The organism is Acinetobacter sp. 5862 (assembly GCF_024494585.1).
Taxonomy (GTDB): Bacteria; Pseudomonadota; Gammaproteobacteria; order Pseudomonadales; family Moraxellaceae; genus Acinetobacter.
Genome location: NZ_JANHGP010000058.1, coordinates 46,061 through 60,379, shown reverse-complemented (window position 1 = coordinate 60,379; position 14,319 = coordinate 46,061). Strand labels below are relative to the sequence as shown.

General features: G+C 38.9%; 12 protein-coding genes. 10 read left to right on the top strand and 2 right to left on the bottom strand.

Translation table 11 applies throughout. From position 1 onward, the window contains the following. Positions 1 to 33: 33 nt before the first annotated feature. A complete protein-coding gene (locus tag NO346_RS11655) occupies positions 34 to 1,089 on the bottom strand; it encodes an aldehyde reductase (protein ID WP_256415255.1) in 1,056 nt (351 codons plus the stop codon). Between the two features lie 351 nt (positions 1,090 to 1,440). Here NO346_RS11655 and bfr point away from each other — a divergent pair, with 351 nt between their 5' ends. Then, positions 1,441 to 1,905, top strand: coding sequence for a bacterioferritin (gene bfr / locus NO346_RS11650; protein WP_256415254.1), 465 nt, complete (start codon positions 1,441 to 1,443; stop codon positions 1,903 to 1,905). A 52-nt stretch (positions 1,906 to 1,957) separates the two neighbouring features. Here bfr and NO346_RS11645 read toward each other — a convergent pair whose 3' ends face one another. Beyond that, positions 1,958 to 2,536: a peroxiredoxin gene (locus NO346_RS11645; protein ID WP_256415253.1), complete on the bottom strand. Its 579-nt coding sequence runs from the start codon at positions 2,534 to 2,536 to the stop codon at positions 1,958 to 1,960. 195 nt (positions 2,537 to 2,731) lie between these two features. On the opposite strand from NO346_RS11645, the gene NO346_RS11640 reads away from it, so the two are divergent. From NO346_RS11640 to NO346_RS11600, 9 genes are all read left to right on the top strand, one after another. Further along, positions 2,732 to 3,445: a hydrolase gene (locus NO346_RS11640; RefSeq protein ID WP_256415252.1), complete on the top strand. Its 714-nt coding sequence runs from the start codon at positions 2,732 to 2,734 to the stop codon at positions 3,443 to 3,445. 320 nt (positions 3,446 to 3,765) lie between these two features. After that, a complete protein-coding gene (gene bioA, locus NO346_RS11635) occupies positions 3,766 to 5,061 on the top strand; it encodes an adenosylmethionine--8-amino-7-oxononanoate transaminase (RefSeq protein ID WP_256415251.1) in 1,296 nt (431 codons plus the stop codon). Beyond that, positions 5,048 to 6,202 carry an 8-amino-7-oxononanoate synthase gene (locus tag NO346_RS11630; RefSeq protein WP_256415250.1) on the top strand — a complete coding sequence of 385 codons (1,155 nt, stop codon included), beginning with the start codon at positions 5,048 to 5,050 and terminating at the stop codon, positions 6,200 to 6,202. The genes bioA and NO346_RS11630 overlap by 14 nt, the downstream gene beginning before the upstream one ends. Next, positions 6,199 to 6,951, top strand: a complete 753-nt coding sequence (gene bioC, locus NO346_RS11625) for a malonyl-ACP O-methyltransferase BioC (RefSeq protein WP_256415249.1) — start codon at positions 6,199 to 6,201, stop codon at positions 6,949 to 6,951. The genes NO346_RS11630 and bioC overlap by 4 nt, the downstream gene beginning before the upstream one ends. Continuing rightward, positions 6,948 to 7,592, top strand: a complete 645-nt coding sequence (gene bioD, locus NO346_RS11620) for a dethiobiotin synthase (protein ID WP_256415248.1) — start codon at positions 6,948 to 6,950, stop codon at positions 7,590 to 7,592. The genes bioC and bioD overlap by 4 nt, the downstream gene beginning before the upstream one ends. A 189-nt stretch (positions 7,593 to 7,781) precedes the next feature. Then, entirely contained in the window at positions 7,782 to 8,447 is a 666-nt protein-coding gene (locus NO346_RS11615; RefSeq protein ID WP_256415247.1) for a hypothetical protein, read from the top strand. A gap of 161 nt (positions 8,448 to 8,608) precedes the next feature. After that, positions 8,609 to 10,393, top strand: coding sequence for an ABC transporter substrate-binding protein (locus NO346_RS11610; RefSeq protein WP_256415246.1), 1,785 nt, complete (start codon positions 8,609 to 8,611; stop codon positions 10,391 to 10,393). A gap of 14 nt (positions 10,394 to 10,407) precedes the next feature. Beyond that, positions 10,408 to 12,222, top strand: coding sequence for an ABC transporter substrate-binding protein (locus NO346_RS11605; protein ID WP_256415273.1), 1,815 nt, complete (start codon positions 10,408 to 10,410; stop codon positions 12,220 to 12,222). Between the two features lie 67 nt (positions 12,223 to 12,289). Continuing rightward, complete coding sequence (locus NO346_RS11600; RefSeq protein ID WP_256415245.1) at positions 12,290 to 14,308, top strand: M3 family metallopeptidase; 2,019 nt, start codon at positions 12,290 to 12,292, stop codon at positions 14,306 to 14,308. Positions 14,309 to 14,319 lie beyond the last annotated feature (11 nt).

Genomic DNA, 14,319 nt, shown 5'->3' with positions numbered 1-14,319 from the left:
AAAGGCGGCATGTTGATGCCGCCTTTTAATGTGTTAAATATATTTTTTAACAATCCCATCATCCAGCAATTGCTGGAAATGTTCACAAACACTTTCACGAATATTGCGATATTGAATCCCTAAATCTTTCACACTACGTTGTGAATTAAAGTAGATAGGATAACCCATATTCAGTTTTACAAATTGACGGGAATGTCCAAATACTGGTGCGATCAAGGAAAAAGCTGCTTTAGGCACGGTAAAATGTGGGAAAGGGTATCTGTAGCCAAATTTTTGCGTTAATGCCTTACCCATTTCGAGTAAGCTTAAAGTTCCACCACACACGATATAGCGGCCTTTTGCTGCTGGATTGAGTGCCGCAGCAACATGTGCATCAGCAACATCACGGACGTCTACTATACCATTCCACATTGGCGGCACACCAAATAATGTCGTGCCATTCCCGAATTGTTGTAATACTTCGATACTGCCTGATTGACTAGCATCAGTGAGTGATGGCCCCATCACTAACGCTGGGTTAATACAAACTAGACTCCAGCGATTTTGTTGATCGGCCATTTCCCAAGCTTTACGTTCAGCCGCGACTTTTGAATATGGATAGGGTTGGTGCGTTTCACTGCTGCTATTATTCCAGTGGCTTTCATCAAATTCATTATGAGCAGTATTTTGAATCTCAATCGCATCGCCATAGGTTGAGGCAATGCTTGAAGTGAGAACCACACGTTTAACTGATTCTGTACGATTTACACTATCTAAGACATTTTCTGTGCCTTTCACTGCAGGTTCAATAATGTCTTTGACGGCATCTTTATAGTTAGTGACTACAAAAGGGGACGCAGTGTGAATAACAACTTCACAGCCTTGCATAGCTTCATCAAAGGAATTTGGTTCGAGTAAATCTGCTTGGTAAAACTGGATTTGTCCTGATGATTTATTTGCTAGATCATACAGGTGCTGAATTTTATTTTTCTTAGATGGATCTCGAACCGTGGCATGAACGCTATAACCCTGATTCAACAGGCGTTCGATAATCCAACTCGCAATATAACCCGTTGCACCCGTGACCAGAATGGGCTTACTTTTATCCATTTTATTTCCGCATTGTGTTTTTGTGATTGATGTTATTTACCGAATTTTGTGTAAACAAACAACAGCCGAGCAGTCATTTTTTAATCTTTTTTGATCAAAATTGCAGTGGAATAAGAAGCATTGCGAATCGTTACAAAAAATCAAACAAATGATTTTCAATAAGATTATCTATTTTAAAAGGTTAAAATGATATGCAAATGCTTCTTTTATTTAGATAAATTAGGCGAATTAAAACTGTAAATGCGTATGTTTCTCATTTTAATTTTATAAAAATCATAAACTTACACAATTTAATTTTGCAAATATGATTTAAGTTCACCATAATATTATTATTCGATAGGAGTAAATATTATGCGTGGCAATCCAGAAGTCATCGACTATTTAAATATGCTCATTGGCGGTGAATTGGCTGCTCGTGATCAATATTTAATTCATTCAAGAATGTATGAAGATTGGGGCTTAAGTAAAATTTACGAGCGTATTGATCATGAAATGCAAGAAGAAGCTTCACATGCTGATTCAATCATTCGCCGTGTTTTATTTTTGGGTGCTCAACCGAATATGAATCGTGAAGACATCATTGTGGGTACAGATGTCGTAAGTTGTTTAAAAGCTGATTTAGCACTTGAATATCATGTGCGTGAAAAACTAGCGACAGGCATTAAGCTCTGTGAAGATAAAGGTGATTACATTAGTCGTGATATGTTGCGTCAGCAGCTTTCGGACACAGAAGAAGATCATACGTATTGGTTAGAAAAACAATTGCGTTTAATTGAATTAATTGGTTTGCAAAATTATATTCAATCGCAAATTTAAGATTTTCGAATAAATAAAAAACTCAGCAGGTGCTGAGTTTTTTATTTATAAATTATTTTTTAGTTTGTGCTTCTTTTAAATCTTTTAATACTTGATCAGCATGCGTTTGCGTATTCACACTTGTGTAGTGATACATAATTGCACCTTGAGGATTAATCAAGAAACTCTCACGTTTAGCAATTTTGGTAATCCCAAGGTTTCTAACAATGCCAAATTTTCCAGCAAGTTCGCCTTTTTCATCTGCCAAAATTGGGAAAGGTAAACCGAGCTTTTGTGAAAACTTTTGATGTGATGCAACATCATCTAAGCTAACACCCAGCACGACTGCATTCGACTTTAAGAATTGAGGATAAAGTGATTTAAATTGATTCGCTTCTTGAGTACATCCCGCAGTGTCATCTTTAGGGTAGAAATAAAGTACAATCCACTTGCCTTTATATTGGTTTAAAGTGTGCCATTTGCCACTTTGATCTTGCAGTTTGAAATCTGGTGCAGACTGTCCAACCCATTCTTTTTGAGCTGTATTTTGCTTAGAAAAAATAGAAGTTTGCGCTGTACTAAGGCTAGGGATGCCAAGTAAAAAAAACAAACTGCATAAAATAATAACTTTGGACTTTATCGTATTCATCATGTTGATCTCAAAGTGTAATAGACTCTACTTTAGCAAATTTCGAAATCATATGGGTTAGAAAATTCTCTAAAGAATTTTGATCCGTTTTATGGTGTCTTTTGAGCAAAGCATTATGAAAGGAATTGATTAGGAAAATAATGACTCGTATAAATCGGAGAGTATACTGCATTCAACTTTTTGGAATTGAGCAAGCGCGTGACTTATAGGATTCTACTCATCACGGGATGGGGCGGTGGTGCCGAATTATTAAAACCGTTACATGACGCTTTAGAACAAAAGGGACATAGCGTTGAGCGGATTAATATTTTTAATGTCTTGAATGATGACGTTTTACAACAGCATGTCGAACTTGCGGTTAAATATGATGTAATTATTGGATGGTCGCTTGGCGGACAACTGGCAACAATCTTGGTCAATCAAATACAACAACAATATGCTGAACAGAAAGTTTTAATCACTTTAGCGTCGAATCCATGTTTTGTTGCTCAAGCAGATTGGATGACTGCCATGCCTGTTGAAAGCTTTATGCAATTTAAACAATCATTTGAACAGGATGTCATTACCACGCTAAGACGGTTTGGTTTATTGGTGTGTCAGGGTGCAAGTTCTGCAAAGAAAGATTTCGTAGCTATGCAGAAATTGATTCGTCCGCAACCGATTACATTACTTAGGGACGGGTTACAGTTGCTAGAGCAATTAAACTTGGTTGAGTTGTATGAAAATTATCAAGCTAGGCAGTTGCATGTCTTTGCCGAGTATGATGCTTTAGTTCCTTACCAAATTATACAAAAAACTAAAGATTTAGCTGCAAATAATTCATCTATCGTTTCTGTTGAAGGAGCTTCACATGGTTTTCCATGCTTTATGGTGGAGCAGACTGTGCAAATAATTGAAGATTTTATTCAATAGACGGTTTAATCTTGCTTGAATTGAAAGTTCTCGCAATTTATTTTAGATTTTGACAAGTTTAAGATAAAAAGCTGTTGAGATTTATTGAACGTTCTAATCATTATTGAAATTTACTTTTAATATTCGCTATCGTGGAGGCGACATGGATGTCGCCGTTAGGCTGTGGCATCAAGGATGTGCCATCAGCCTAACAAAAGATTTTTGCTTACTTTTCATCTTTGAAAAGTAAGTACAGCTGAAGGCTTATCCTGAAATTGGGTGAGTACTCGGAATGACACTGTACAGCACATCGTTAAATATTGAATTTACAGAGGTAAAGGATGACAGATCCATTTGATTTAGAACATATATGGCATCCCTATACTTCGATGTTAAATCCACTGCCAACTTTTAAAGTGAAACGTGCCTATGGCGCAACCATCGAACTAGAAGATGGGCGAACTTTAGTTGATGGCATGTCATCATGGTGGTGTGCGATTCATGGCTATAACCATCCAGAACTAAACAAGGCAGTTGCTGACCAATTGCAAAACATGGCGCATATCATGTTTGGCGGTCTGACCCATGACCCTGCAATTGAATTAGGTAAATTACTATTAAAAATTACGCCGCCGAGTTTAGATAAAATTTTCTATGCAGATTCAGGTTCAGTTGCTGTAGAAGTGGCCTTAAAAATGGCCGTGCAATATTGGGCTGCGTTGAATCAACCCGCGAAAACCAATTTTATTACCACCCGTTCTGGCTATCATGGCGATACATGGAATGCGATGTCTGTCTGTGACCCAGTCACGGGGATGCATCAAATTTTTGGTACAAGTTTACCGAATCGAATTTTTGTATCCGCGCCACAAAGTCGTTTTGATGGTGAGTGGAATCCACACGATATTCAGCAACTCAAACAGCAGATTGAACAGCATCATCACACTATTGCAGCACTGATTATCGAGCCGATTGTACAAGGTGCAGGTGGCATGCGTTTTTATCATCCTGAGTATTTACGCCAAGCCAAGGCTCTGTGTGAACAATACAATTTATTGTTAATTTTCGATGAGATTGCCACGGGGTTTGGGCGTACAGGCAAAATGTTTGCTTGGGAACATGCCCAAGTTGAACCCGATATTATGTGTATTGGTAAAGGTTTGACTGGTGGCTATATGACATTATCCGCAACATTAACCAGCAAACAGGTAGCTGAAACCATTAGCCGTGGTGAAGCAGGCGTATTTATGCATGGCCCAACCTTTATGGCGAATCCATTGGCTTGTGCGGTTGCCTTGCGAAGTACACAATTATTGGTGGAACAAGATTGGCAAGCGAATATTCAACGGATTGAAAAGATTCTGGCTGAACAATTAACGGATTTAGCTCAGCTCGATCATGTTGCGAATGTACGGGTTTTAGGGGCGATTGGTGTGGTTGAATTAACCAGCAATGTCGATATGAAAACCTTGCAGCAACATTTTGTTGAACGGGGTATTTGGGTACGACCATTTGGAAAATTGGTCTATGTAATGCCGCCGTATGTGATCACAGATGACGAACTCCATTATTTATTAGCACAGATGAGTGAAGTGGTAAAAAATATGCAAGGAGCAAATGCCAATGTCCTTGCTTGATCATTATGCTGAGCAGCTTGACCAGTTCAAACAGCAAGGTAATTTCCGCCAATTTACTGCAAATCAACAGCAGGGAAAATGGATCACGATTCAAGATCGAACCATGTTGAATCTGGCATCCAATGATTATTTAGGCTTGGCTGCTCACTTAAATTTAAGAGAAGAATTTCTTGATACGCTGAAAATTGAACGAGCGCTCTTTAGTTCATCTTCTTCACGCTTACTGACGGGTAATTTTGCAGAATATGAACAATTTGAAAATAGCCTAAGCATAGCCTTTGGTCGTGCAGCTTTACTTTTCAATAGCGGCTACCACATGAATATCGGTATTTTGCCGGCCTTGTGTGATAGCAAAACCGTGATTCTAGCCGATAAACTGGTACATGCCAGTATGATTGATGGTATTCGTCTATCGAATGCTCAATATGTGCGTTATCGTCATAATGATTTGCAGCATCTGGAACAGTTATTGCAAAAGTATCATCAAGATGAACAAGTTGAACGCATTATTGTGGTGACTGAAAGTATTTTTAGTATGGATGGCGATGAGACGGATTTAGCAGCATTGGCACTGTTAAAGCAGCGCTTTGCCAAAACCATGTTGTATGTCGATGAAGCACATGCGATTGGGGTTAGGGGAGAGCAAGGTCTGGGTTGTGCTGAACAATATGGCGTATTGGATCAGATTGATTTCTTGGTGGGAACCTTTGGCAAATCAATTGCCTCAGTGGGCGGTTATATCATTTGTGATTCGATTATCCGTGATTATCTGATCAATAAAATGCGTCCATTGATTTTTAGTACCGCATTGCCACCGATCTTAATGGCATGGTCAGATTTTATTTTTAATAAAGTATTGAGTATGCAGCAACAGCGTCAGCACTTGGCCGAGATCAGTCAGTATTTACAGCAAGCGGTGATTGCAAAAGGTTTTTCAAGCCCATCGAGCAGTCATATCATTCCAGTTATCGTAGGTGAAAGCCAAGCGGCCATTGAAAAAGCACGCTATGTACAACAACAAGGTTTTTATGCTATGCCAGTACGCCCACCAACAGTGCCACAAAATAGTTCACGCCTGCGAATTTCATTAACCTCTTTGGTGCAAAAAAATGAATTGCAACAATTGGTGGAGTATTTGTGAGTATTAATAAAGCACTGGTTGCCCAACGTTTTGCCAAAGCACGGCAAAGCTATGTCGAGCATGCTGTGGTACAGAAACAGATTAGTGCACAATTATTTAAATACCTTAAAGTGTATTGTCCGCAGAACTTAGCCTCTGTGCTTGAGATTGGCTGCGGTTCGGGTAATTTAACTCACTTATTTCATTCTTATTTTCAAGTTGATCAACTATTTTTAAATGATCTTTATGAGGATGTCTATCAGCATTTTTCAACGATTGAAAATATAGCTTGGTTGATCGGAGATATTGAGCAACTGCATTTACCGCAGTCCTTAGATGCAGTGATTTCTAGTTCAGCATTACAGTGGATGACTGATCTACCTACGTTATTGCACCGAATTCATGATGCTTTAAAACCCAATGCATATTTCGGTTTTTCCACTTTTGGGTCAGATAATCTCACTGAAATTAAGCAGTTGACAGGGCAAGGCTTAAATTATATTAGCCTAGAGTTTTTAAAACGACAGCTTGAACAGCAAAACTTTGAAGTGCTGTTCATTGAGCAAGAAGTGAAGCAGATTTATTTTGATCATCCAAAATCGGTATTGCAGCATTTAAAAGCGACAGGCGTGACCGCAACAGCAAAATCGCATCGTTGGACTAAGCAATCGTTGCAGCAGTTTTATTTAGATTTTCAACAGTTTTATGGTGAGCAGGGTTTTAGCCTGACTTATCACCCGATCTATGTGATTGCGCGGAGAATAGCATGAGTGCAGCAATTTATTTTGTCAGCGGTATTGATACTGAAATTGGTAAAACTTATGCCACAGGTTATCTTGCCAAACTTTGGACCGAACAAGGGCAGCGTGTTATCACCCAGAAATTAGTACAAACGGGTAATGTGGATGTTTCGGAAGATATTGAAAAACATCGTGAAATTATGGGAAGTGGTTGGTTTCAGGAAGATCATGAAAAGTTGACCATGCCTGAAATTTTTACTTATCCTGCATCACCGCATTTAGCGACGCGTTTGGATGGGCGTGAGTTAGATTTTGCCAAGATCGAAGCTGCAACTAAAGAGCTTGCTCAGCGTTTTGAAGTGGTGTTATTAGAAGGTGCTGGTGGTTTGATGGTGCCTTTAACCACTGAGTTGTTAACCATTGATTATATCGTTCAGCATCAATTCCCTGTGATTCTGGTTACTTCTGGGCGTTTAGGAAGTATTAATCATACTTTGTTGAGTTTAGAGGCTTTAAAGCAGCGTGGTTTGAGTTTGCATGCTTTGGTATATAATCTAAAAGATGAATCCAAAGACCCTCTGATTTCTAAAGATACCGCAGATTATTTAAAGAATTATTTGGCAAGGCATTTTTCTGATGCTCAATGGATTGAACTGGAAAAGTTTAACTAACTTTAGGTATTTATTGTCTAGTAAATATCTACGATCGTGTAGGGCGGCAAGGACGTACCGTCAGTCTAACAAAAGATTTTTGTTACTTTTCATCTTTGAAAAGTAAGAAGGTTTCCCTATGATCGGATGAGAGCTTGGGGAGACTCCGTCAAGACCGCTTTCAGATTTAATCACTAAAGAGAAATCATAATGAATAAAAAGAATTTTATTTATATAACCCTCTGCCTGTCAGGTCTAATCTCGACAACTCACGCTACTGTACCCACAGATAAAACCATCATTAGTTGGATCACTAATTTACAAGATTCAAATGCTAATCCACCTCAAGCCATTCATATTGATTCAACCGAAGCCGTAAAACTGATCTCAGGTGAAGAAGCCTATTTATCGGGCGTGAGTTTTGACAATGCAGGACGTAATTTTTGGGCTGGTTATGTACTCACTCGTCCAAAATTAAAACAATCTCGAATTTTAAAGGAGTTTGGTGGTCAATCGAATAGCTTTAAAGTGTATTCGACCGTTTATAAAAGCAAACCGATTCAACTGATCGAATTTGAAAGTGCTGGTTCAGGACAGGGGATGGTCGAGTCGAGTAAAAGCTTAGTTTATTTCACGCAGTGGACAAGCAAACTGATTACAGAAGTGGAGGAATCTTCTTATGACGGTCGCTACGATGAAAAACTGGGCGTAGAAGATTGCCGTACTGGCCGAGACAATTCGGGTTATTTAAATGTCATGCCTTATTCACCTTATGTGATTCGAACGACAGTAACTGGAGATGCATGTAATAACAAACCACAAGGCTATAAGGTGAGCAGTAAACTGATTCCAATTGTGATTAATGAAATAAAATAGATAAACAAGAGTATGTTTTGATTGCTTGTTAAATTTTTTAGAAGAGATAATGATTTGATAAAAATACTGAATTATTAAATAGTTAAAGTGAGTTTAGTTATAAAGTTGAATACAATCTAAAAGTCTAGTATTTATTAAAAAACGATGATGTGAGCACTGATTTGAAGTCAACTTTTTTTACGGTCACTGTATTATCAACCGTTATTGCATTTATGCCGATGGGGTATGCAAAAACACCTGCTCAGGCAGATAAAGTACTCCGTGTTGCTTTTGAAGCCCCAGATGATGGTTTTGATATGGTTAAAACTTTTAATTTTTACAGCGGAAATGTCGCCGATGTAATTTTTGAAAGATTGCTTCAATACGATTATCTCGCTAACCCAGTAAAATTGGTTCCATCTACAGCAGAAAGCCTACCTGTGATTGAAAAAAATGATCAGGTTTATATATTTAAAATAAAGCCAGGGATTTATTTTACCGATGATCCTGCATTTAAAGGCAATCGTAGAGAGCTAGTTGCTGAAGATTATGTCTATTCCATTAAGCGGATATTAGACCCTAAAAATCATGCGCCTTCTTTTTCTTTTATTGATAACAAATTAGTTGGGGCAAATGCACTGGTGGACCAAGCCAAAAAAACGGGCACATTTAACTATGATGCCAAGATCGACGGCGTTAAAGCACTGGATAAATATACAATTCAATTTAAGCTGGCCCAACCTGATTATAATTTTCCTTATATTCTTGCCTATAGCACATTTGGAGCGACGGCTAGAGAAGTGGTTGAATATTATAAAGATCAATTAGGCATGCATCCTGTGGGAACAGGGCCTTATATGTTGAGTCGATATGTCCCACGTAGCAAGATTGAACTGATTGCAAATCCAGATTATCGCGGCTTTATTTGGAATTTTAAGTCCACTGGAACAGCGTGGGATAATCAACTCGTCAAGCAAATGAGTGGCAAGCGTATGCCACAAATTGGCAAAGTCAATATCAGCATTATCGAAGAAGAACAATCACGTTGGCTGGCTTTTCAGTCCAAACAACTGGATTTTGATAAGGTCACTTCAAGTGCAATTCCTAAAGTGCTTGATCAAAATAATCAGTTAAAAGCAGAAATGCAAAAGCAGGGTATACGTTTGTATGCCAATAAAGAGGCAGAGATCACCTATTCAATGTTGAATATGCGTGATCCTGTTGTTGGAGGGAATAGCCTAGATAAAATTGCGTTAAGACGTGCCATCGCCATGTCTTTTAATGTCAATGAATATATTCGTATCTTAAGAAAAGGTCAGGCGGTTAAGGCTGAAATGCTGGTACCTGCAGGCATTAATGGTCATAACCCGAATTATCGCAGTAGTATTGGTTATAACCCTGTTTTAGCCAATAAATTACTTGATCATTTTGGCTATAAAAAAGGCCAAGATGGCTATCGTAATTTACCCAATGGCAAGCCTTTAACCTTAAAAATAAATACCGAGAGTGGTACAGCTTCCGTGATGTATTCTGAATTGTGGAAGAAAAATCTAGATGCAATCGGGATTCGGGCAGACTTTAAAGTCAGTAATTTTGCCGATAACTTAAAAGCCGCAACCCAGTGTCAATACATGATGTGGAGTGGAGCATGGCATGCGGATTATCCAGAGGGTGAAAATTTCACGCAATTGCTTTATGGTCCGAATGTTGGTCGTGGTAATCAATCCTGTTATCAGTCAGCTGCTTATGACAATTTATATAAACAGGCGATGCAGCAAGCCCCTGAAAAACGTATGCCATTCTATGAAAAAATGAGTCGCCAAATTGAAGCAGATGGAACGTGGATTTTACAAGATACACGGATTCGGAACTGGTTGATTCAACCTGATGTGCAGGGATTTAAAGCTCATCCAATTATGAATACCAACTGGCAATACTTAGATATTGTTTCACCCAATCAAAAATAAGTGATGTGTTTATGATGATGCAAAATTTTAAACTTTCGATGCAACGGACTAGTCTGGTGCTGTTATTGGGGACAACATTAAGTCTAGGGGTAACGATTACAGAAGCGAAAAGCCCTGCCGATCCAAAAAAAGTGTTACGTTATGCTTTTCCCGTGGCTGAGACTGGATTTGATCCTGTTGCTGTACAAGATTTATATTCAGCACATATTTTGTATTCAGTGTTTGAAACATTATATACCTATGATTATTTAGCTTCACCCGCAAAACTCGTTCCAAATACGGCGGTGGCTTTGCCAGAAGTGAGTACCGATGGTTTGACCTATACCATTCGAATAAAAAAAGGAATTTATTTCACCCCTGATCCTGTATTTAAAGGCAAAGCGAGAGAATTAACTGCAGCAGACTATGCCTATTCTTTTAAACGTTTGCTTGATCCAAATCTACATTCACCCAACAGTTGGTTGTTTGATGGACGTATCTCAGGAATAGATAGTGCTATCCAGCAAGCAGCGAAAAATGGAAAATTTAATTACGATCAGCCGATTGCAGGGCTACAAACACCAGATCGTTATACTTTAGTGATTCGATTAAAAGAGCCAAATTATAATTTTCCAATGCTACTTGCACATCAACCAACGGGTGCAGTCGCGCGTGAAGTGATTGAACATTATCGTGATAAAGCAGGCTATGCGATGGGACATCCTGTAGGGACAGGGCCTTATGTTCTCGCACAATGGACACCAGGCTCGCGTATTATTTTGAAAGCAAATCCTGATTATCGCGGTTATACATGGAATTTTAAAGCGACCCATCCTGAAGATCAGAAAATCGTAAAGCAAATGCAAGGCAAAAAAATGCCGCAGATTGGTGTGGTTGATATTCAAGTGATTGAAGAATCACAGTCAGGATGGTTATCTTTCCAAAAAGATGGGCTAGATATATTTACTTTAGATGGTGAATTACCTGCACAAGCTTTAAAAGATGGTCAGTTAAAGCCAGAGTTGGCAAAAAAAGGGATTCAACTTTCACGTATTGCTGACCCTTCGATTGATTATTTGTATTGGAATATACAAAACCCTGTGGTCGGTGGCGTGAGTAAAGAGAAAATTGCTTTACGCCGTGCAATGGCGATGGCAACCTCTAAAGAGAAATTTATCAATATTTTAGCCAAAGGGAACGCCAAAAATTTAGAATCGCCGATTCCTTATGGTATCGCGGGGCATGATCCCAGTTATAGAAGCAGCATTCCGTATTCCGTCAAAGCAGCAAATTTATTACTAGATCGTTATAACTACAAAGTGGGCAAAGATGGTTGGCGGATGTTGCCGAATGGCAAGCCACTGGTGATTGAGTTTATGCCATCCAGTAGCAGTGCACGCAGTATGCAGATGGCAGAACTGTTAAAGAAAGAATTAGCCAATATCAAAGTCAATATGGTCTCTAAACCTGTGCCTTTTGCAGAAGGTTTAAAGGCTGAAAAACAATGTAAAACCATGTTTAAAGCTTCCGCTTGGATTGCAGACTATCCTGATGCAGACAACTTTGTGCAGTTGTTTTATGGCAATAATATTCATGCCACCAACCATACTTGTTTTAAATTGCCAGAATATGATCGTTTATATGAACAGTCATTGAAACTTGCTGATGGTCCTGAACGGAATTTGTTATATCGAAAAATGTCACGTCTTTTAGAGTTTTATGCCCCTGTACAATTCATGTCGACCCGTTACCGTACTGTCGTGGCTCAACCTCGAGTGATTGGCTATAAAAAGCATCCGATTCTGCCCGCAGAGTGGATGTATATCGATATTCAACAAAACAAACCATAGTGTCGAAAGAAGGTTCGTGAGAAACCTAAACAACATATGAATGAAATTAAATTGGAGAGAAATAATAATGGCGAAGAACATCTTGAAACGATCGACACTATGTCTGTTATCTATGGCGATCACAGGGATGAGTCAAGGCGTGTGGGCAGAAAGCACATCTGCTGTTTTACCTATTTTTAAACTGAATGACAGTGCAGAATGGTGCGATGCGAATTTACACAAGTTACAACAGCGTATTTCCCAATTAGAACAACAATCCATTCAACCGCAATCGACAGCTGCACCTGTTCTAGCTGAATGGGATCAATTGATGGCAAGTTTTGAGGACTTTTCTGGACCAATTAGCTTATATAGCAATGTGCATCCCGATGCGAAATTTCGTAAGGCTGCTGATGATTGTGAAGTAAAAATCAATCACTTGCAGACTGAAATTTATCAGAACCCAAAATTGTATCAACGAATTAAAAATACCAAAACAACAGATCCAATTGATCGTAAATATCGTCAAGATATTCTTGATCAATTTGAAGATACAGGGGTGCAGCTTGCACCTGAAAAACGAGCACGTTTAAAACATATATTGGATGAACTCACCAAACTTTCGCAAGAGTTCTCTCGTAATGTCCGCGACAATCCTGAAAAATTAGAATTCACACCAGCCGAATTAAAGGGACTACCTGAAAGTTATATTTCAGGCTTAAAGAAAAATGATAAAGGCAATTATTTATTGGGTTTTGAATATCCTGAATATCAACCATTTATGGAACTTTCAGACAGTGATGATGCAAGAAAACGTTATCAAACGGCATTTACACGTCGTGGTACAGAAAAGAATTTAGTCCTGCTTAAACAGATTGTCGACTTACGTTATGAATTAGCACAGCTATTTGGTCAGCCAAGTTATGCAGACTGGGCATTAAAGAAACGCATGGCGAAAACACCAAAAATAGTGAATAACTTCTTAGCAGATGTTCATAAAGTCGTGGCACCTTTAGAGCAAAAAGAGGTGCAGGAGTTACGTGCATTTAAAGCTAAAACCCTAAATATTTCTTTGGAAAAAGCTGAAATTAACCGTTGGAATGTGGGGTATTGGAGCGAAAAACTACGCAAGGACAAATACCAGATTGACCAAGAAAAACTGCGTGATTATTTCCCAACACTCGCCGCACAGAAATGGTTATTTGCAATTTCCGAAAATTTGTATGGTATTCAGTTTAAAGCCGCTAAAGTGGATACGTGGCAACAAGAAGTCGAATATTACGATGTTGTAGACCAAAAAACAGGTGAGATATTGGGTAGCTTATATATGGATAAGTTCCCACGTGAAGGTAAATATGGTCATGCAGCAGTATGGGGCGTATATGGGGGCAGTACGCTGAGTAAACGTAAACCAATTTCAGTATTAGTGACTAATTTTAATCGTAAAGGTTTAAACAGCAATGAGCTTGAAACTTTTGTGCATGAGTTTGGGCATGCTTTACATGGAATTTTGTCAAAAACCCGCTATTCAGGTCAGTCAGGAACATCAGTAGAGCGTGATTTTGTTGAAGCACCATCGCAAATGTATGAAGAGTGGGCGCGCCGTAAAGAAACTTTATCTAAAGTCGCTGACTATTGTGATCCTGCTTGTCCGAGAGTGGATGATGCACTGATTGCACGATTAAAAGCTGTGCATAATTATGGACGTGGATTAGGGTATGCACGCCAAACGCTTTATGCACAATATGATATGGCATTGCATGGCGCTGATGCACTCAAAGTACAGCCGATGGATGTGTGGAAAAAAATGGAATCCGCAACCGCTCTAGGCTATGTGCCGAATACTGAATTTCCTGGGCAGTTTGGACATCTGATGGGCTATCAAGCGGGCTACTATGGTTATATGTGGTCTGAAGTATTGGCTCTAGATATGTTGTCTGCTTTCGGTGATAACTTGAATAATCCAGAAGTGGGTCAGCGTTACCGCCAAACGATTTTATCTCAAGGCAGCCAAAAGAATGCAGCTCAACTGGTCAAAGATTTCTTAGGCAGAGAACCAGATAACAAAGCTTTCTTTAGTGAAATTACAGGTCAACGGGTCAAATAAGGATGTGCCAT